This window comes from Streptomyces sp. NPDC111628 (assembly GCF_055635195.1).
This window is the reverse complement of record NZ_JBVKBZ010000004.1, coordinates 153,674-172,540: the sequence shown is the minus strand read 5'-3', so window position 1 is coordinate 172,540 and position 18,867 is coordinate 153,674. Positions and strand designations below refer to the sequence as shown.

Here is an 18,867-nt window from a genome sequence, read left to right as displayed (position 1 = left end):
GCGTCCGTGCCGGTCGGGTCGGGTCGGCGTGTGCGACGCTACGCGGTCTTCGCGCCGGGGCCCGCCGTTCCCGGCGAATCCGGTACCGCCGTCGACAGCGGCTCCGCGATGTCCTCCAGCGAGCGGCGTTCCGCCTTCACCGCGAGGAACGCCGCGACCAGGCCCGCCGCGCACATCAGCCCGGCGCCGATCCGGAAGGCCAGGACCGTGTCGCCCACCACGCCGGACTCGGTCAGGTCGGCGAAGAGCAGCGGGCCGCTGATGCCGCCGGCGGCGGTGCCGAGGGCGTAGAAGAAGGCGATGGCCATGGCGCGGGTCTCCATGGGGAAGATCTCGGAGACCGTCAGGTAGGCGCTGGAGGCGCCCGCCGAGGCGAAGAACAGCACCACGCACCAGCAGGCCGTCATGGTCGTCGCCGTGAGCGAGCCCCGGTCGAACAGCCAGGCCGTGCCGAAGAGCAGGATGCCGGAGATCAGATAGGTGCTGGAGATCATGATGCGGCGGCCGACCGTGTCGAAGAGGTGGCCGAGGAGCAGCGGGCCGCAGAAGTTGCCCGCGGCGATGACCGCGAAGTAGTAGCCGGTGCTGCCGGTCGGCACGTCGAAGAAGGTGATGAGGATGGTGCCGAAGCCGAAGGTGATCGCGTTGTAGAGGAAGGCCTGCCCGATGAAGAGGGACAGGCCGAGGACCGCGCGGCGCGGGTAGCGGCCGAAGACGGTCTTGGCGATCAGGCCGAAGCCGATGGACTTGCGCTGGTGGATGGTGATCTCACCGGCCGGCGGCGGCAGCTTCTCACCCTTCTCCCGCTCGATCTCCCGTTCGACCGAGGAGACGAGGGTGTCCGCCTTCTCGCCCTGGCCGTGGATGAACTGCCAGCGTGGGCTCTCCGGGACGTGCCGCCGCACAAGGAGCACCACCAGGCCCAGGACCACGCCGAGGGCGAAGCTGAGCCGCCAGCCGAGGTCCTTGGCGAAGATGTCGGTGTCCAGCATCACGATCGACAGCAGGGCGCCGCCGATGGCGCCCAGCCAGTAGCTGCCGTTGATGATGAGGTCGACCCGGCCCCGGTAGTGGGACGGGATCAGCTCGTCGATCGCGGAGTTGATCGCCGCGTACTCGCCGCCGATGCCGAAGCCGGTGAGGAAGCGGAAGAGGAAGAACCACCAGGACTCGAAGGAGACCGCGGTCAGCGCGGTGGCCGCCAGATAGACCACCAGCGTGATCATGAACAGCTTCCTGCGGCCGTGCCGGTCGGTCAGCCAGCCGAAGAACAGGGCGCCGGAGCAGGCCCCGGCGACGTACAGGGCGGCGGCCAGGCCGGTGATCTGGGCGGAGCTGATGTCCAGCCCGCTGCCGTCCTCGGCGATGCGTCCGGCGACGTTGCCGACGATCGTGACTTCCAGGCCGTCGAGGATCCAGACGGTGCCCAGGCCGATCACGATCATCCAGTGCCAGCGCGACCACGGCAGCCGGTCCAGGCGGGCCGGGACGGCCGTGGTGACGGTCCCCGTGGAGGCGGGCACCGAGCCCGACGGGTCCGGCGGGTCCGACGAGTCTCCTGTCATGGCGTGAGGGGTGCCCCGCGGGGGCCGGGGCTACGCCCCCAAGATGCGGGAGACCGTGTAGATCAGCAGCCCGGCGAGTGAGCCGACCACCGTGCCGTTGATACGGATGAACTGGAGGTCGCGGCCGATGTTCGCCTCGATCTTCTTCGTGGTGTGCTCGGCGTCCCAGCCCGCCACCGTGTCGGTGATCAGCGAGGTGATCTCCTTGCGGTAGGTGGTCACCACGTACACCGCGGCGCCCTCCACCCAGCCGTCGACCTTGGCCTGCACCTTGGCGTCGGAGGCCATCCGGGCACCCAGGGAGAGCAGCGAGGCGCGCACCCTGAGCCGCAGTTCGCTGCGCTCGTCCTCCGCCGCCGAGACGATCATGGACCGTACGGCCGTCCAGGCGGACGCGATCAGGTCCTGGACCTCGCCGCGGCCCAGCACCTCGGTCTTCAGCCGCTCCACCCGCGCGCGGGTCTCCGTGTCGGACTGGAGGTCGGCGGCGAAGTCGGTGAGGAAGCGGTCGAGGGCGCCGCGCGCGGGGTGGGCGGGCATGTCGCGCATCTCGGTGACGAAGCGCAGCAGCTCCTTGTAGACCCGGTCGCCGATCCTCTTGTCGACGAAGCGGGGGGTCCATCCGGGTGCCCCGCCCTGTACGGCGTCCATCACGGAGTCGCCGTGCAGGATCAGCCAGTCGTGGGCGCGGGAGACGATCAGGTCGACGGCACGCTTGTGACCGCCGTCGGAGACCACCCGGTCCAGCATCTTGCCGATGCCGGGGGCGATCTCCTGGGCGTCGGCACGGCGCGTGATCGCCTCGCCGACCACCGCCTGGACGTCGGAGTCCCGCAGCACGGTGAGGGCCCCGCGCAGGGCGGCGGACAGCTCGGCCGTCACCCGGTCGGCGTGTTCGGGCACGGCGAGCCAGGCGCCGAGGCGGCTGCCGATGCCGACGGCGCGCAGCCGCTGGCGCACGACCGCCTCGGAGAGGAAGTTCTCCCCGACGAACTCGCCCAGCGAGACGCCCAGCTGGTCCTTCTTCTTCGGGATGATCGCGGTGTGCGGGATGGGGATGCCGAGCGGGTGGCGGAAGAGGGCGGTGACCGCGAACCAGTCGGCGAGCGCGCCGACCATGCCGGCCTCGGCGGCCGCCGACACATAGCCCGCCCAGGCGCCCGCGCCCCGGTGGGAGGCCCACTCGGTCAGGACGTAGACCAGGGCGACGAAGAGCAGCAGGCCGGTGGCGGTGAGCTTCATCCGGCGCACGCCGCGGCGCTTCTCCTCGTCGGCGGGGCTGAAGGACGTCATCGCACGGTCGCGGACCGCACCCGTACCCGCACCCGCACCCCCGGAACCACCCGTACCCCCCGTGCCCTCAGGAAGTTCCGCCTTCGTGCGTTCCATCCGCTCCACCGTTCGCTGATACGTCCCTCACACATTGTCCCTTCCTGACCGACTCCTGGAACGGAACACAAGTTCCCGGCGTCTGCCCTGGAGGGGGAACGCCCGCGGCTTCTGCGGCCTTTCCTCCGCCCATGACGCATCATGGGGTCATCGGACCGGAGCCTCGGGGCTCCCCTCGCCCGAGGAGAACAGCACAGCATGACCCGGGGTCGTGACGGGGGTGCGGGGGCGCCCCCCACCAAGCACCGTGCCCTGCTCGCGGCGATCGTCACCCTGATAGTGGCGATCTCCGCGGCCATATACGCCGGAGCGTCCGCGGACGACGGCAGCAGGGACCACGCGCTGCAGGCCGGAGGCCGTCTCCCGCGAGGGGACGCCGCCCCCGCCTCCACGGGTGCCTGGGTGGGCGCCTGGGCCACCGCACCGGCCGCGGCCGAGCCGGGCACCGAGACGACCGGCATGGCGGGCCGCTCCGTGCGCAACGTCGTGCACACCTCGGTCGGCGGCACCAGCGCGCGGATCACCCTCTCGAACCTGTACGGGCAGTCGCCGCTGACCGTCACGCACGCTTCGATCGCGCTGGCGGCGGGGCCCGACACGGCGGCCGCGATCGCCGACACCATGCGCCGGCTCACCTTCGGCGGCAGCGCCCGGGTGATCATCCCGGCGGGCGGCCAGGTGATGAGCGACACCGCCCGCATCGCCATCCCCTACGGGGCGAACGTCCTGGTCACCACGTACTCCCCCATCCCGTCCGGGCCGGTGACCTACCATCCGCAGGCCCGGCAGACCAGCTACCTGGCCGACGGCGACCGCACGGCGGACGTCACCGCCGTCGCGTACACCACCCCCACGCCGTACTGGCGCTACCTGACCGCCCTCGACGTGCTGAGCCACGAGGCCGACGGCACGGTCGTGGCGTTCGGCGACTCCATCACCGACGGCGCCCGCTCGGAGAGCGACGCCAACCACCGCTGGACCGACGTCCTCGCCGCCCGCCTGCACGAGGCGGCGGGCGACGGCCAGGACACGCCCCGCTACAGCGTCGTCAACGAGGGCATCAGCGGCAACCGGCTCCTGACCAGCAGGTCGGGGCGGCCGGCCGACAACCCGAGCGGACTGAGCCGGTTCGAACGGGACGTACTGGAACGCACCAACGTCAAGGCCGTCGTCGTCGTCCTCGGCGTCAACGACATCCTGAAAAGCCCGGAACTCGCCGACCGCGACGGCATCCTCACCGGCCTGCGCACCCTCGTCGACCGGGCGCACGCCCGGGGCCTGCGGGTCGTCGGCGCCACGATCACGCCGTTCGGCGGCTACGGCGGCTACACCAAGGCCCGCGAGACGATGCGGCAGGAGGTCAACGAGGAGATCCGCTCCGGCCGGGTCTTCGACACGGTCGTCGACTTCGACAAGGCCCTGCGCGACCCCTACGACCCGCGCCGGATGCGCTCGGACTACGACAGCGGCGACCACCTGCACCCCGGCGACAAGGGGTACGCGCGCATGGGCCAGGTCATCGACCTGGCCGCGCTGAAGGGCGCGGCGCCGGTCAGGGCGTAGCGGTCCGGCCGGGGCGGGGGGCGCTCAGGTGTCCCGGCGCCGCTCGCGCTCCCGTTCCAGCTCCCGCTCGCGGCTGCTGCCGTGCAGGTCGTGCAGACCGTCGAAACCGTGGCCGCCGTGGCTGTCGTGACTGTCGTGGCGGGAGGCGTCCAGCTCCGCCCGGCCCGAGCCGCGCTCCAGCCGCTCCCGCTCCCGTTCCTGGCGGCGCTCCAGCTTCTCCTGGCGGCGCTCCTCCTTCAGCCGCTGCCGCTCGGCCCGCGTCACCTTGCGCTCGACGCCGACGCCGCCCCAGAAGGCGAAGCCCGTCACGACCACGCGCGGGGCGCCCGGGTCCCCGAGCACGCCCTCCTCGCTGTGGTCGAAGCCGCCCATGAAGCCGATGCCGCGCACGACCACCTCGACGCCCGGCGGCACGACCACGTTCATCCCGCCCATGATCGCCACGCAGTTGATCACGACCTCGCCCGCCGCGAAGTCCGCGTCGCGCAGGTCGATCTCCCCGCCGCCCCAGAACGCGAAGCAGTTGAACCGCCTCGGCACCGTCCAGCGCCCCTTGCGCTGGAAGCCGGACATCACGGCGACGGCCCAGGTCGACGATCCCTCGGCGCCGGTGATGCGCCCCGCCCAGCCCGCGTCCCGCTCGGGTTCCTTGGTCATCGACACCCGGGGCGCCGCGCCCGCCCCGCCGACCGGCAGGTCCCGGGTGATCGGCGCCAGGTCCCCGTACGTCCGCGCGCTGTAGGTGGCGTCCAGCCGCTCCTCGAACTCGGCCATGTCCAGGCGTCCCTCGGCAAGGGCGTCGCGCAGGACCTCGGCGACTCGTTCACGGTCGGCGTCGGATGCGCGGAGTTCCGGGGCGTCGTCGGTCATGTACAGCAGCCTACGAGGTCACCGCGCCGGACACTACGCGCCCGCGCGTTCCGCGTACATCTTCGCGATCACCGACTCGATGTCCGGCTCCCGCACCGACAGGTCCACCAGCGGATACCGGGCCGCGATCCCCGCCACCAGCCCGGCCGCCGACGCCGCCGCCGGGAACGCCAGCCACTGCCGCGGACCCTCCACCCGCACCACCCGGGCCGGCTCCGGCGCCTCGATCGGCGGCAACTCCCGCTCCAGGTCCACCACCAGGGTGCGTTCGCTCTCCCCCGCCTCGTGCAGACCGTCCAGCGGGCCGTCGTACATCAGCCGCCCGTGGTCGATGACCATCACGCGCGAGCAGAGCTGCTCGATGTCCTGGAGGTCGTGCGTGGTCAGCAGCACCGTCGTGCCGCGCTCGGCGTTCAAGTCCCGCAGGAAACCCCGCACCTTGGCCTTCGACACCACGTCCAGGCCGATCGTCGGCTCGTCCAGGTACAGCACCTCCGGGTCGTGCAGCAGCGCCGCCGCGATGTCGCCGCGCATCCGCTGCCCCAGGGAGAGTTGCCGCACCGGCACGTCGAGCAGCTCCTGGAGCTGGAGGAGTTCGACACAGCGGTCCAGGTTCTCGCGGTAACGGGCGTCCGGGATGCGGTACATGCGGTGCATCAGCCGGTAGGAGTCGATCAGCGGCAGGTCCCACCACAGCGTCGTGCGCTGCCCGAACACCACCCCGATGCGGTGCGCCAGCCGGACCCGCTCCCGGGACGGGTCGATGCCCGCCACCCGCAGCCGGCCGCCGCTCGGCGTCAGGATGCCGGTGAGCATCTTGATCGTCGTCGACTTCCCGGCGCCGTTCGGGCCGATGTAGCCGACCATCTCGCCGCGCGACACCGTGAACGACAGCCCGTCCACCGCCCGCACCTGCCGCCGCTCCCGCTTCAGGAAGCCCGTCTTCTTGCGCACGTCGAAGACCTTCTCGACGCCGTCCAGCTCGATGAAGGCCGCGGCGTCGGCCCCCGCCGCGGCGTCCGCCTCCGCCGCAGCCCCCGGTCCCGCCGTGTCCGCCGTGTCCGCCGTCTTCGCCATGTCCGCCATCTCCGTCGGCTCCCTCAGCCCTCTCAGCTCCCCGTACTCCGGTACGAACGCAGGCCCGCCCGCCAGGCCAGCCCCGCCAGCGCACAGCAGGCCGCGGCCGCCAGCGGCGGCGTGAACGCCACCCACCCGGGCAGGTCCAGCGGATACGGCCGCCCCAGCACATAGCTCGCCGGCAGCCAGTTCACGAACGCCAGCGGCAGCACGAACGTCGCCCCGCGCACCAGGTCCAGCGCGAACACGGTCGGCGGGTACTGAAGCATCGTCGTACCGCCGTAGGTGAAGGCGTTGGCCACCTCCGAGGCGTCCTGCGCCGCGAACTGGAACGCCCCCGCCGCCACGAACACCGCGCAGAAGATCCCCGCCCCGCTGATCAGCGCCACCGGCAGCAGCAGCACCTTCGCCGCCGTCCACTCGATGTCGACGACCACCAGCGCGTACCCGAGCACCAGCAGCCCCTGCACCACCCGGCCGAGACGGCGCAGCGCGAACCGGTCCGCCGCCACCTGCGCCAGCACCGGCGCCGGACGTACCAGCAGCGTGTCCAGCGTGCCGTCGCGCACCCGGCGGCCCAGCCGTTCCATGGAGCCGATCGCCAGGTCGGCCAGCCCGAACGACACCCCCGACAGCCCGTACAGGAACGCCACCTCGGGCAGCGAGTAGCCGCCCAGCGCGTCCACCCGGGAGAACATCAGCAGGATCGCCACGAAGTCCAGCGCGGTCATCGCGAAGTTCCCGAACGCCGTCAGCACGAAGGACGTCCGGTACGCCATCGTCGACCTGATCCACATCCCGGCGATCAGCCCGTACGTGCGCACCCCCTCGACGACGCGCCCGCGCCGTACCTCCGTCCGGGCCGCCTCGGCCACCTCAGCCACCCTGGACCACCACCCGTCGCGTCGCCGCCGACTGCACCAGCCGCCCCAGCGCCAGCAGCGCCACCGCCCAGGACGCCTGGAACAGATACGTCCGCAGCGGATCCGCCTCCCCCAGCAGCACGTCCGCCGGGCCCTGGAGCAGCGACGACCAGGGCAGCGCCCGCACCACGTCGCCGAGCACTCCCGGGAACACGTTCAGCGGCAGCAGCATCCCCGAGCAGAACAGCCCCGCCAGCCACGCCATCTGCGTCACGCCGGTGCCGTCGAGCAGCCAGAACGCCGACAGCGCCACCAGATAGCGCAGCGCGAAACCCACCACCATCGCCAACACCACCGTCACCAGGAACGCCGCCCACACGGACACCTCCCGCGGCAGCGCCACCGGGAAGAACAGCGACCCGAACACGAACGGCACCACCCCGCGGCCCAGCAGCTGGAACACCGCCCGCCCCACGTCCGCCGCAAGCCACCACAGCTGAAGATCCACCGGACGGTACAGATCGACGGCGACGTCACCCGTACGGATGCGCTCCATCAGCTCGTCCTCGAACCCGCCGCCCCCGATCGCCAGCGCCGCCAGCAGCGCCTGCCCCAGCCACACGAACGTCACGGCCTGCGCCTGGTCGTATCCTCCGAGCTGCGGTTTCTCGTCCCACAGGGCCAGATAGGTGTAAACCAGGATCAAACCGAAGACCGTGTTGGTGAACACCCCGGCGGCGGTGGCCGCCCGATACGTCGCGTACCGTCGGAATCCCCCCGCCGCGACGGCCACGTACAACCGCCCCGAGCCCGCACTCACAGCCCTCCCCTTCCGACCGGCACCAAAGCGCAGGAGCCTAGTGCGCCCCCGGGGACCCCTGCCACGGAATTTCACGGGTGTGCCGTCGAGTGGGAACGGAACCCGCGGTGCGAGAGTCTTCACCAGAAGAAACTCAGACGTTCCGAAAACCGTACGAAGCGAAGCAGAAGCCGAAACAGGAGTCCGTGCACGAGATGAGCGACGAGCCGCAGCCGCAGCCGCCGAACCAGGGCCGGGCCCCGAGAGAGTCCCAGGCGGCCGGCGAGGGGCAGACGGGCGAACAGGCAACGCCCGGAGCGCCCGCAGAGCCCGGGAAGGCGAAGAAGCCCAAGCGGCCGGGGCGCACCGGATGGCGCCGGCTGATCCCGACCTGGCGCATCGTGCTGAGCACCGTCGTCGTCGGCCTGCTGCTGATCGTCGGCGGCTTCTTCCTCGGCTACCACCTCGTGCAGATCCCCGCCGCCAACGCGCTCGCCACCAAGCAGTCCAACGTCTACCTGTACGCCGACGGCAGCGTCCTCGCCCGCGACGGCGAGGTCAACCGCGAGAGCGTCGGCCTCGCCCGCATCTCCAAGGACGCCCAGCACGCCGTCCTCGCCGCCGAGGACCGCGACTTCTACAGCGAGTCCGCCATCGACCCCATGGCGATGGTCCGGGCCGGCTGGAACACCGCCACCGGCAAGGGCAAGCAGTCCGGCTCCACCATCACCCAGCAGTACGTCAAGAACTACTACCTGGCCCAGGACCAGACCGTCACCCGCAAGGTGAAGGAGTTCTTCATCTCGATCAAGCTCGACCGGGAGAAGAGCAAGAGCGAGATCCTCGAGGGCTATCTCAACACCAGTTTCTTCGGCCGCGGCGCCTACGGCATCCAGGCCGCCGCCCAGGCCTACTTCGGCGTCGACGCCAAGGACCTCACCGCCGCCCAGGGCGCCTACCTGGCCTCCCTGCTCAACGCCCCCAGCCAGTACGACGTCGTCGCCCATCCCGAGAACCGGCCCGCCGCCGAGGCCCGCTGGAAGTACGTCATGAACGGCATGGCCGACAAGGGCTGGATCAGCACCGCCGAACGCGCCGCCGCGAAGTTCCCCAAGCCCAAGCAGTCCACCATCTCCACCAACATGTCCGGACAGCGCGGCTACGTCGTCAACATCGTCAAGAAGTACCTGATCGAGAACGACATCGTCGACGAGGAGGAACTCGGCCGCGGCGGCTACCGCATCACCACCACCCTCCAGAAGGACAAGCAGGACGCCTTCGTCAAGGCCGTCGACGACAAGCTGATGTCCCAGCTCGACAAGAAGGAACGCAAGGTCGACAGCTACGTCCGCGCCGGCGGCGCCTCCGTCGACCCGAAGACCGGCAAGGTCGTCGCGATGTACAACGGCATCGACTACGTCAAGCAGTACACGCCCAACGCCGTCCGCCGCGACTTCCAGGTCGGATCGACCTTCAAGCCCTTCGTGTTCACGTCCGCCGTGGAGAACCACTCCGAGACGCAGAGCGGGCAGATGATCAACCCCAACACCCGCTACGACGGCACCAGCGAACGCCCCGTCCAGGGCTGGAGCGGCGGCCGCTACGCCCCGGAGAACGAGGACCACCGCGACTACGGCCACGTCACCGTCCGCGAGGCCACCGACAAGTCCATCAACGCCGTGTACGCCCAGATGGCCGTCGACGTCGGTTCCGACAAGGTCAAGCAGACCGCGATCGACCTCGGGCTCTCCCCCGACACCCCCGAGCTGACCCCCTCCCCCTCCATCGCCCTCGGCGTCGCCACCGCCAGCCCGCTCGACATGGCCGAGGCCTACGCGACCCTCGCCAACCACGGCAGGCACAGCACCTACACGCTGGTCGAGAAGGTCATGAAGGACGGCAAGCAGGAGGTCGAGCTGCCCGAGCGGCGCGAGCACCAGGCGGTCAGCCGCGAGTCCGCCGACACCACCACGTCCGTCCTGCGCAGCGTCGTCCAGAACGGCACCGCCACCGCCGCCCAGGCCGCAGGGCGCCCCGCCGCCGCCAAGACCGGCACCGCCGAGGAGGACACCGCCGCCTGGTTCGCCGGATACACCCCCGACCTGGCCACCGTCGTCGCCGTCATGGGCCAGGACCCGAAGACCGCCGCCCACAAGCCCCTGTACGGCGCCATGGGCCTCGCCCGCATCAACGGCGGCGGGGCACCCGCCGAGATCTGGAGCCAGTACACCCGCAACGCCCTCAAGGGCGAACCGGTCACCGACTTCGACCTCCAGCTCCAGGACGGCGCCGACGTCACCGCGCCCCCGAGCAGCGACGCCTCGGACGAACCGGGCGACGGCGACGAGAGCGGCAGCAGCGACGCCTCCGACGGACCGGGCGACGAGGACGGCACCGGCTCCGAAACCCCGGGCGACTCCAACAGCGGCAGCACCCCGCCCGGCGACGACGGCGGCACCGAGTCCGACCCCCCGTCGACCGGCGGCGGCACCCCCACCACGGGCGGCCCCAGCACCGAGCCCGGCCCCACGGGCGGCGGCGACGGGGGCGGCGACGACTCCTCGAACGGCGGCACGGGACCGGGCGGCGGCGGGGACACCGACGGCGCGGGCGGCGGCGATTCGGACACCACCGCCGGCACGGTCGCCGGCATCCCCGTCACACCCCGGCGTCAGTGACCGGAGGTCGCCTTCAGCCCCACCACGGCGACCAGCAGCAGACAGATGAAGAAGATCCGGGCGGCGGTCGCAGGCTCCCCCAGCACCACCATGCCGAGCACCGCCGCCCCGGCCGCACCGATGCCCACCCACACGCCGTAGGCGGTACCGATGGGCAGCGTCCGCGCCGCGTACGACAGCAGCATCATGCTCGCGACGATCCCGGCACCCGTGAACACACTCGGCCACAGCCGCGTGAAACCGTCGGTGTACTTCATCCCGATCGACCAGCCGACCTCGAGCAGACCGGCGACGAACAACAGAACCCACGCCACGACAGACACCTCCGTGAACGAACTGAACGGTGGTGCGTCGTCTTTGCCTTCAGCCCGGTACGGCGCGTCTCGTCGGGGTGCTTCCCAAGGTAGCAAAGACAGGGGAAAGGGGCTGGTGACCTTGATCACCAGCCCCTGAAGTCCGACCTGGACCCGTGATTCAGAGGTACAACCCGGTGGAGTCCTCCGACCCCTCGAACCGGTCCGCCGCCACGGCGTGCAGATCACGCTCGCGCATGAGCACGTAGCCCACACCCCGCACCTCGACCTCGGCACGGTCCTCCGGGTCGTACAGCACCCGGTCGCCCGGCTCCACGGTCCGTACGTTCTGACCGACCGCGACCACCTCGGCCCAGGCCAGCCGCTTGCCGACGGCCGCCGTCGCGGGGATCAGGATGCCGCCCCCGGAACGCCGCTCGCCCTCACCGGTGTCCTGCCGCACGAGCACGCGGTCGTGCAGCATCCGGATGGGCAGCTTGTCGTCCTGGGGACCGTGCTCGTTTCTCTTGGCGCTCACGCCCTGAACCTACCTGCCCCCGCTCAGCGCCCGCGCCGCCGGGTGCCGCCGAACGCGAGCAGCCCCACGACCCCGACCACCACCAGCGCGACGGGCACGACCCGCTCCATCCGCGGGGCGCCCTCCTCGTCCACGAACTGCGCCTTCACGTCGCTCACCACGCGATTGACCTGGACGTATGCCCGCCCCAGCGTGTGATCGACACTGGAGGCGACCTTGGCCTTCGCGTCGTCGACGATCGTCTTCGGGTGCACCCGCATCCCGAGCTCGTCGAGCGTCTCGGCCAGCACCTCGCGGCGGCGCTTGATGTCCGCCTCGATCTGCGCCGGGGTCCTGATGTCCGACGTGTCCGCCACCGTACGCCTCCGAAGTCTGCTCTGACGCTGTCCCGGACAGTCTGTCAGCTCCGGGCCCCGCCGCACTGTCAGGACCCCCCGTTACGCTGGATCGATGAGCGAGCGACTCCAGCCCGGGGACACGGCCCCCGCCTTCACCCTCCCGGACGCCGACGGCAACGAGGTGTCCCTGTCCGACCACAAGGGCCGCAAGGTCATCGTCTACTTCTACCCTGCCGCGCTTACCCCCGGCTGCACGAAGCAGGCCTGCGACTTCACGGACAACCTGGAGCTGCTGACCGGCGCCGGGTACGACGTCATCGGCATCTCCCCCGACAAGCCGGAGAAGCTGGCCAAGTTCCGCGAGGCCGAGTCCCTGAAGGTCACCCTCCTCGCCGACCCGGACAAGAAGGTCCTCGACGCGTACGCCGCCTTCGGCGAGAAGAAGAACTACGGCCGCACCTACATGGGCGTCATCCGCTCCACGATCGTCGTGGACGAGGACGGCAAGGTCGAACGCGCCCTGTACAACGTCCGCGCGACGGGCCACGTGGCCAAGATCATCAAGGACTTGGGGATCTGACGGCGCTGCCCGACCAGTAGCATGGCCGGGCAGCAGCGCCGGGCGGCCGTGGTGGAATTGGCAGTCACGCTGGGTTTAGGTCCCAGTGGGGTAACTCCCGTGAGGGTTCGAGTCCCTCCGGCCGCACCAGTAGGTTTTCCGCTGCTCAGCCGAGCAGTTCCCGCACCACCGGTACCAGCGCCCGGAACGCCTTGCCGCGGTGGCTGATCGCGTTCTTCTCCGCTGCCGTCAGTTCCGCGCAGGTGCGGGTCTCGCCGTCCGGCTGGAGGATCGGGTCGTAGCCGAAGCCGCCCGTGCCGGCGGGGGCGTGGCGGAGGGTGCCCTTCAACTGGCCCTCGACCACTCGTTCCGTGCCGTCCGGGAGGGCCAGGGCCGCCGCGCAGGCGAAGTGGGCGCCCCGGTGTTCGTCGGCGATGTCGGCGATCTGGGCGAGGAGGAGGTCGAGGTTGGCCTTGTCGTCGCCGTGGCGGCCGGCCCAGCGGGCGGAGAAGATGCCGGGGGCGCCGTTCAGGACGTCGACGCAGAGGCCCGAGTCGTCGGCGACGGCGGGCAGGCCGGTGGCCTCGGCGAGGGCGTGGGCCTTGAGGAGGGCGTTCTCGGCGAAGGTGACGCCGGTTTCCTTGACGTCGGGGATGTGCGGGTAGGCGTCCGCGCCGACGAGGTCGTGGGGCAGGCCCGCGTCGGCGAGGATGGCCCTCAGTTCGGTGATCTTGCCGGGGTTGCGGGTGGCGAGGATGAGGCGGGTCATGGGGGCCAGTATTCCGGACCCCCCGCCCGGTCCGACCGAGCCCTCCCTACGGCGTGCAGACCTTCGTCAGTTCGCCCGCCGCGTCGGTGACGGGGCTGAGGTCGGGGGTCTCGTCGCCGTTCTCGACCGAGGTGCGGACGTTGTCGACGGCCTTGCCGAGGTCGTCGACGGCCTTGTTGACGTCCGTGTTGTCGGTCTGGTCGCCGATCTTGTCGAGGTTCTTGTCGATGGAGTTGAGGGATTCCTCCCACTGGGTGGGGTCGTCCGCGTTCTCCACGGCCTGCTGGAGTTCGGTGACGCTGTCGGCTATCGCGTCGGCCGTGCGTACGCAGTCGAGTGCCTTGTCGACGGCGTCGCAGCCGGTGGTGAGGCCGGCCGTCAGGGCGATGGTCGCCACGGTGGCGACGGCGGTGGCGGTGCGGCGAAGGCGGCGGTGGCTGCTCGCGGCCATGGGTCTCGGTCCTCCCCTTGGGACAGGGCCGGGCGGCCCGTGTGCGGTGCGGCGTCGGGCGTACGGCAAGGTCTGCCGTACGCCCGTGGTGCTGTACTGCTAGGGACGCGTCCGCGGGCGGCCCAGTTGCCTGCCGTTGGCGTTCCCTTTACTCGCTTTACCTTTCGAGGACCGCGTCGAGCGCCTTGCGCTGGAGTTCGGCCAGTTCCGTGCAGCCGGCGGTGGCGAGGTCGAGCAGGGTGTTGAGTTCGTCGCGGGCGAAGGGTTCGGCCTCGGCGGTGCCCTGGACCTCGACGAAGCGGCCGTCGCCGGTGCAGACGACGTTCATGTCGGTGTCGGCGCGGACGTCCTCCTCGTAGCGCAGGTCGAGGAGCGGGGTGCCGTCGACGATGCCGACGGAGACGGCGGAGACGGTGCCGGTGAGCGGCTTGCGGTTGGCCTTGATCAGCTTGCGGCCCTGGGCCCAGCCGATGGCGTCGGCGAGGGCGACGTAGGCGCCGGTGATGGCGGCGGTGCGGGTGCCGCCGTCGGCCTGGAGGACGTCGCAGTCCAGGACGACGGTGTTCTCGCCGAGTGCCTTGTAGTCGATGACGGCACGCAGGGACCGGCCGATGAGGCGGCTGATCTCGTGGGTGCGGCCGCCGATGCGGCCCTTGACGGACTCGCGGTCGCCGCGGGTGTTGGTGGCGCGGGGAAGCATGGCGTACTCGGCGGTGACCCAGCCTTCGCCGCTGCCCTTGCGCCAGCGGGGGACGCCTTCGGTGACGGAGGCGTTGCAGAGGACCTTGGTGTCGCCGAAGGAGACGAGGACGGAGCCTTCGGCGTGCTTGCTCCAGCCGCGTTCGATGGTGACGGGGCGGAGCTGCTGGGGGGTGCGGCCGTCGATTCGTGACATGCGGGTGAGCCTAGCCGCCCATGGGGAAGGGGCCCGTCCCGGTGTGGGAAAGGCCCCTTGCCGGTGAGCCGGTGGCTCACATCATGTCTTCGATCTCCGCCGCGATCGGGTCGGCGTCGGTGCCGATGACGACCTGGATGGCGGTGCCCATCTTGACGACGCCGTGGGCGCCGGCGGCCTTGAGGGCGGCTTCGTTGACCAGCGCGGGGTCGTTGACCTCGGTGCGGAGTCGGGTGATGCAGCCTTCGATCTCGTCGATGTTGTCGATGCCGCCGAGGCCGGCGACGATCTTTTCAGCCTTGCTGGCCATGTTCCTTCTCCCTGATCCGAACCGCTTTTGTGGCAGTAACCCACAGTTGGCCCATCTTCGCGAGCGGTCATGCGGTGGGTACCGAATGATGGCGTCACGGCGGCGGAGCCGTCTGTCAACTGGTCTACACCAGTGTACCGGCGACCGGATGGAGACCGGATGAGTGCCGACAGCGCGGTCAGTCCCGCTCGCGCCCGCTGGAACACGGCGTTCCAAGGGTTGCAGAAGATGGGTCGCTCTCTTCAGTTGCCCATCGCGGTCCTGCCCGCCGCCGGCATTCTCAACCGGCTGGGGCAGCCGGACGTGTTCGGGGACGACGGTCTGGGCTGGACGAACGTCTCGAAGGTGATGACGGGCGCGGGCGGTGCGCTGCTCGACGGGTCGCTGGGGCTGCCGCTGCTGTTCTGCGTGGGCGTGGCCATCGGGATGGCGAAGAAGTCGGACGGTTCGACGGCGCTCGCGGCGGTGGCGGGGTTCCTCGTCTACTACAACGTGCTGCGGCAGTTTCCGGAGGACTGTCCGGAGGGATCGAAGGTGGTCCCGCAGGTCGGGTGTCAGGTGACCGACGGTTCGGGGGAGGTGACGGCGTTCGTCTTCCAGAATCCGGGGGTGTTCGGCGGCATCGTGATGGGGTTGCTGACGGCGTACTTCTGGCAGCGTTTCCACCGGACGCGGCTGGTGGACTGGCTGGGCTTCTTCAACGGCCGTCGGCTGGTGCCGATCATCATGGCGTTCGTGGCGATCGTGTTCGCGGCGCTGTGTCTGTGGGTGTGGCCGCCGATCGGTGACGCGCTGGAGAGTTTCAGTGACTGGATGACCGGGATCGGCGCGTGGGGCGCGGGGGTGTTCGGTCTGGCGAACCGGGCGTTGCTGGTGATCGGTCTGCATCAGTTCCTGAACGTGCCGATGTGGTTCCAGTTCGGTTCGTACACGAAGCCGGACGGCACGGTGGTGCACGGTGACATCAACATGTTCCTGGCGGGCGATCCGGACGCGGGGCAGTTCACGACCGGCTTCTTCCCGATCATGATGTTCGCGTTGCCCGCGGCGGCGCTGGCGATCACGCACTGCGCGAAGCCGAACCGGCGCAAGGAGGTCGGCGGCCTGATGCTGTCGGTGGGGCTGACGTCGTTCGTGACGGGGATCACCGAGCCGCTGGAGTACTCGTTCCTGTTCATCGCGCCGTTGCTGTACGCGGCGCACGCGGTGCTGACGGGTGTGTCGATGGCGGTGACGTGGGCGCTGGGGGTGAAGGACGGGTTCAGCTTCTCCGCGGGGCTGATCGACTACGTCATCAACTGGAATCTGGCGACCAAGCCGTGGCTGATCATTCCGATCGGGCTGTGTTTCGCGGTGGTGTACTACGTGGTCTTCCGGTTCGCGATCACGAAGTTCGATCTGAAGACGCCGGGGCGGGAGCCCGACGAAGAGGTGGAGGACGTCACCAAGGTGTAGACCAGTTCCGCACTCACGTACCCTTTGAGGGTGGTCTCGCGAAGGCCCCCGGACCGGCGGTCCGGGGGCCTTCGCCGCGCCCTCGCACGTGTGTGAGCAGGGGACTTGGCCGGGTACTGCGCGTAGCGGCCCGGTCGCGGAATCACGGGTTCCTTACGCCGCCTTCATCGTGCTACAACAGGTCTACACCACTGAGTGGTGTAGACCACCACCCGATGGAGGAAGCATGAGCACCGCCACCGACACGGCGGCCCCCGCAAAGAAGCGGGGATCCGGTCTTTTCCAGGGGCTGCAGAAGGTAGGCCGCAGCCTCCAGCTCCCGATCGCCGTGCTGCCGGCCGCGGGCATCATGGTCCGCCTCGGCCAGCCGGACATCTTCGGCGCGGACGGCCTCGGCTGGGACAAGGTCGCCGCCGTCTTCAACAACGCGGGCGGTGCCCTCACCGGTTCGCTGCCGATCCTGTTCTGCATAGGCGTGGCCATCGGCTTCGCCAAGAAGGCCGACGGCTCGACCGCACTGGCCGCGGTGGTCGGCTTCCTCGTCTACAGCAAGGTGCTCGAGGCCTTCCCGGTCACCGAGGCGGTGGTCAAGAACGGCGAGGACGTCGCCGCGACCTACAACGACCCGGGTGTGCTCGGCGGCATCATCATGGGTCTGCTCGCCGCCGTGCTGTGGCAGCGGTACCACCGCAAGAAGCTGGTGGACTGGCTCGGCTTCTTCAACGGCCGGCGCCTGGTGCCGATCATCATGGCCTTCGTCGGCATCATCGTGGGTGTCTTCTTCGGTCTGGTCTGGGAGCCCATCGGCGACGGCATCTCCAACTTCGGTGAGTGGATGACCGGCCTCGGCTCCGGCGGCGCGGCCCTCTTCGGTGGCGTGAACCGCGCGCTGATCCCGGTCGGCATGCACCAGTTCGTGAACACGGTGGCCTGGTTCCAGCTCGGTGACTTCACCAACTCCGCCGGGGACGTCGTGCACGGTGACATCACCCGCTTCCTGGCCGGTGACCCCTCCGCCGGCATCTTCCAGTCGGGCTTCTTCCCGATCATGATGTTCGGTCTGCCGGCCGCCGCCCTGGCCATGGCGCACACCGCCCGCCCGGAGCGCCGCAAGGCCGTCCTCGGCATGATGCTCTCGCTGGCCGCGACCTCCTTCGTCACGGGTGTGACCGAGCCGATCGAGTTCTCGTTCATGTTCATCGCGCCGGTCCTGTACGTGCTGCACGCGGTGCTGACCGCCGTGTCGATGGCCGTGACGTGGGGGCTGGGTGTGCACGCCGGGTTCAACTTCTCGGCCGGTGCCATCGACTACGCGCTGAACTGGCACCTCGCCACCAAGCCATGGCTGATCATCCCGATCGGTCTGGTGTTCGCGGCGATCTACTACTTCACGTTCCGCTTCGCGATCGTCAAGTTCAACCTCAAGACCCCGGGCCGCGAGCCCGAGGAGGAGATCGAGGACCTCACCAAGGCGTGAGCCCCGGCCGTACGGCGTGACGAAGGCCCCGGAACCGCGAAGGTTCCGGGGCCTTTGCGCTGCTGTCCCGCGGGGGTCGCGGGGGGCGCGGGCGTCGCTGGTGTCGTCGGCTCAGATCTCGTACACCGCGCCCGCGGCGGCCACCTCCACCGTCCCGTCGTACACCTCGCGCGCGTCGGCCAGGTTGACCGCGGGGTCGGTCCACGGGGGGATGTGGGTGAGCACCAGGCGCCGGGCGCCGGCCCGGGCGGCGCTCTGGCCCGCCTCGCGTCCGTTGAGGTGCAGGTCGGGGATGTTCTCCTTGCCGTGCGTGAAGGCGGCCTCGCACAGGAACAGGTCGGTGTCGCGGGCGAGTTCGTCCAGCACGGGGGTGGCGCCCGTGTCGCCGGAGTACGTCAGGGAACGGCCGCCGTGCTCGACCCGGACGGCGTAGGCCTCCACGGGGTGGGCGACGCGCTCGGTGTGCACGGTGAACGGGCCGACCTCGAAGGTGGACGGCTTGACCGTGTGGAAGTCGAACACCTCGCTCATGGAGGAGGCGGACGGGGTGTCGGCGTAGGCGGTGGTCAGCCGGTGCTCGGTGCCCTCGGGTCCGTAGACCGGGAGCGGGGCGCAGCGGCCGCCGTCGTGCCGGTAGTAGCGCGCCACGAAGTAGGCGCACATGTCGATGCAGTGGTCGGCGTGCAGATGGCTGAGGAAGATCGCGTCGAGGTCGTAGAGACCGCAGTGGCGCTGCAGCTCGCCGAGGGCGCCGTTGCCCATGTCGAGGAGCAGCCGGAAGCCGTCGGCCTCGACGAGGTAGCTCGAGCAGGCCGATTCCGCGGACGGGAACGACCCCGAGCAGCCGACGACGGTGAGCTTCATGAAGCAGAAACCTCCGCTGGCGCGTGTGGAGAGACGGGGGTCGTGCGGTCCGTCGAGCGTAAGGCGCAAAACCTGCGGTCGCTCCTCCACCAGGGGCCGTTGTGGGCGAACTCA

19 protein-coding genes, 1 tRNA gene and 1 riboswitch are annotated in these 18,867 nt (G+C 70.3%); of the genes, 6 read left to right on the top strand and 14 right to left on the bottom strand.

Annotated features, from left to right (window positions below; translation table 11 throughout):
- Positions 1-38 precede the first annotated feature (38 nt).
- Together ACZ7MF_RS22740 and ACZ7MF_RS22735 are read right to left on the bottom strand one after the other, a co-directional pair.
- Positions 39-1,565 carry an MFS transporter gene (locus ACZ7MF_RS22740; protein ID WP_471479177.1) on the bottom strand — a complete coding sequence of 509 codons (1,527 nt, stop codon included), beginning with the start codon at positions 1,563-1,565 and terminating at the stop codon, positions 39-41.
- A 30-nt stretch (positions 1,566-1,595) separates the two neighbouring features.
- The gene (locus ACZ7MF_RS22735) at positions 1,596-2,954 is read right to left on the bottom strand and encodes a DUF445 domain-containing protein (RefSeq protein ID WP_471479172.1); all 1,359 of its coding nucleotides are present in this window, start codon (positions 2,952-2,954) and stop codon (positions 1,596-1,598) included.
- Between the two features lie 198 nt (positions 2,955-3,152).
- Between ACZ7MF_RS22735 and ACZ7MF_RS22730 the strand changes: the two genes are divergently transcribed.
- Positions 3,153-4,517, top strand: a complete 1,365-nt coding sequence (locus ACZ7MF_RS22730) for an SGNH/GDSL hydrolase family protein (protein ID WP_471479168.1) — start codon at positions 3,153-3,155, stop codon at positions 4,515-4,517.
- A 24-nt stretch (positions 4,518-4,541) separates the two neighbouring features.
- On the opposite strand, the gene ACZ7MF_RS22725 is transcribed toward ACZ7MF_RS22730, so the two are convergent.
- Genes ACZ7MF_RS22725 through ACZ7MF_RS22710 form a run of 4 tightly spaced genes read right to left on the bottom strand, consistent with a single transcriptional unit; the run spans position 4,542 to position 8,147 of the window.
- On the bottom strand, positions 4,542-5,387 hold the full coding sequence (locus ACZ7MF_RS22725) for a DUF1707 SHOCT-like domain-containing protein (RefSeq protein ID WP_471479167.1): 846 nt from the start codon (positions 5,385-5,387) through the stop codon (positions 4,542-4,544).
- Positions 5,388-5,420: 33 nt separating this feature from the next.
- A complete protein-coding gene (locus ACZ7MF_RS22720) occupies positions 5,421-6,464 on the bottom strand; it encodes an ABC transporter ATP-binding protein (RefSeq protein WP_471480090.1) in 1,044 nt (347 codons plus the stop codon).
- A gap of 32 nt (positions 6,465-6,496) precedes the next feature.
- Positions 6,497-7,348 (bottom strand): ABC transporter permease, encoded by an 852-nt coding sequence (locus ACZ7MF_RS22715; RefSeq protein WP_471479165.1) that lies wholly within the window; start codon positions 7,346-7,348, stop codon positions 6,497-6,499.
- Positions 7,341-8,147 carry an ABC transporter permease gene (locus ACZ7MF_RS22710; RefSeq protein ID WP_471479163.1) on the bottom strand — a complete coding sequence of 269 codons (807 nt, stop codon included), beginning with the start codon at positions 8,145-8,147 and terminating at the stop codon, positions 7,341-7,343. The genes ACZ7MF_RS22715 and ACZ7MF_RS22710 overlap by 8 nt, the downstream gene beginning before the upstream one ends.
- 194 nt (positions 8,148-8,341) lie before the next feature.
- Between ACZ7MF_RS22710 and ACZ7MF_RS22705 the strand changes: the two genes are divergently transcribed.
- Positions 8,342-10,804, top strand: a complete 2,463-nt coding sequence (locus ACZ7MF_RS22705) for a transglycosylase domain-containing protein (RefSeq protein ID WP_471479161.1) — start codon at positions 8,342-8,344, stop codon at positions 10,802-10,804.
- On the opposite strand, the gene ACZ7MF_RS22700 is transcribed toward ACZ7MF_RS22705, so the two are convergent.
- The 3 genes from ACZ7MF_RS22700 to ACZ7MF_RS22690 form a co-directional block, all read right to left on the bottom strand.
- Complete coding sequence (locus ACZ7MF_RS22700) at positions 10,798-11,118, bottom strand: DMT family transporter (protein ID WP_003975912.1); 321 nt, start codon at positions 11,116-11,118, stop codon at positions 10,798-10,800. The two genes, ACZ7MF_RS22705 and ACZ7MF_RS22700, sit on opposite strands and share 7 nt — an antisense overlap.
- Before the next feature lie 31 nt (positions 11,119-11,149).
- Positions 11,150-11,217: riboswitch (guanidine-III (ykkC-III) riboswitch) on the bottom strand.
- 61 nt (positions 11,218-11,278) lie between these two features.
- Positions 11,279-11,635, bottom strand: a complete 357-nt coding sequence (locus tag ACZ7MF_RS22695; protein WP_003975911.1) for a GroES family chaperonin — start codon at positions 11,633-11,635, stop codon at positions 11,279-11,281.
- A gap of 23 nt (positions 11,636-11,658) precedes the next feature.
- On the bottom strand, positions 11,659-11,991 hold the full coding sequence (locus ACZ7MF_RS22690; protein ID WP_356858505.1) for a DUF3618 domain-containing protein: 333 nt from the start codon (positions 11,989-11,991) through the stop codon (positions 11,659-11,661).
- Between the two features lie 94 nt (positions 11,992-12,085).
- On the opposite strand from ACZ7MF_RS22690, the gene bcp reads away from it, so the two are divergent.
- Both bcp and ACZ7MF_RS22680 read left to right on the top strand, forming a co-directional pair.
- Complete coding sequence (bcp, locus tag ACZ7MF_RS22685; protein ID WP_471479158.1) at positions 12,086-12,553, top strand: thioredoxin-dependent thiol peroxidase; 468 nt, start codon at positions 12,086-12,088, stop codon at positions 12,551-12,553.
- A gap of 42 nt (positions 12,554-12,595) precedes the next feature.
- A tRNA-Leu gene (locus ACZ7MF_RS22680) sits at positions 12,596-12,682 on the top strand.
- 16 nt (positions 12,683-12,698) lie between these two features.
- Here the strand turns inward: ACZ7MF_RS22680 and rdgB are convergent.
- The 4 genes from rdgB to ACZ7MF_RS22660 all read right to left on the bottom strand — a co-directional run bounded on the left by rdgB (position 12,699) and on the right by ACZ7MF_RS22660 (position 14,957).
- On the bottom strand, positions 12,699-13,301 hold the full coding sequence (gene rdgB / locus ACZ7MF_RS22675; RefSeq protein WP_471479156.1) for an RdgB/HAM1 family non-canonical purine NTP pyrophosphatase: 603 nt from the start codon (positions 13,299-13,301) through the stop codon (positions 12,699-12,701).
- A gap of 46 nt (positions 13,302-13,347) precedes the next feature.
- On the bottom strand, positions 13,348-13,752 hold the full coding sequence (locus ACZ7MF_RS22670) for a hypothetical protein (RefSeq protein ID WP_356858511.1): 405 nt from the start codon (positions 13,750-13,752) through the stop codon (positions 13,348-13,350).
- 157 nt (positions 13,753-13,909) lie between these two features.
- Positions 13,910-14,647, bottom strand: a complete 738-nt coding sequence (gene rph / locus ACZ7MF_RS22665; protein ID WP_471479152.1) for a ribonuclease PH — start codon at positions 14,645-14,647, stop codon at positions 13,910-13,912.
- Positions 14,648-14,723: 76 nt separating this feature from the next.
- Positions 14,724-14,957, bottom strand: a complete 234-nt coding sequence (locus ACZ7MF_RS22660) for a PTS sugar transporter subunit IIB (protein WP_003975905.1) — start codon at positions 14,955-14,957, stop codon at positions 14,724-14,726.
- A gap of 159 nt (positions 14,958-15,116) precedes the next feature.
- Here ACZ7MF_RS22660 and ACZ7MF_RS22655 point away from each other — a divergent pair, with 159 nt between their 5' ends.
- Complete coding sequence (locus ACZ7MF_RS22655) at positions 15,117-16,412, top strand: PTS transporter subunit EIIC (protein ID WP_356858516.1); 1,296 nt, start codon at positions 15,117-15,119, stop codon at positions 16,410-16,412.
- Positions 16,413-16,638: 226 nt separating this feature from the next.
- Positions 16,639-17,889, top strand: coding sequence for a PTS transporter subunit EIIC (locus tag ACZ7MF_RS22650; RefSeq protein ID WP_471479149.1), 1,251 nt, complete (start codon positions 16,639-16,641; stop codon positions 17,887-17,889).
- A gap of 111 nt (positions 17,890-18,000) precedes the next feature.
- On the opposite strand, the gene ACZ7MF_RS22645 is transcribed toward ACZ7MF_RS22650, so the two are convergent.
- The gene (locus tag ACZ7MF_RS22645; RefSeq protein ID WP_003975902.1) at positions 18,001-18,753 is read right to left on the bottom strand and encodes an MBL fold metallo-hydrolase; all 753 of its coding nucleotides are present in this window, start codon (positions 18,751-18,753) and stop codon (positions 18,001-18,003) included.
- Positions 18,754-18,867 lie beyond the last annotated feature (114 nt).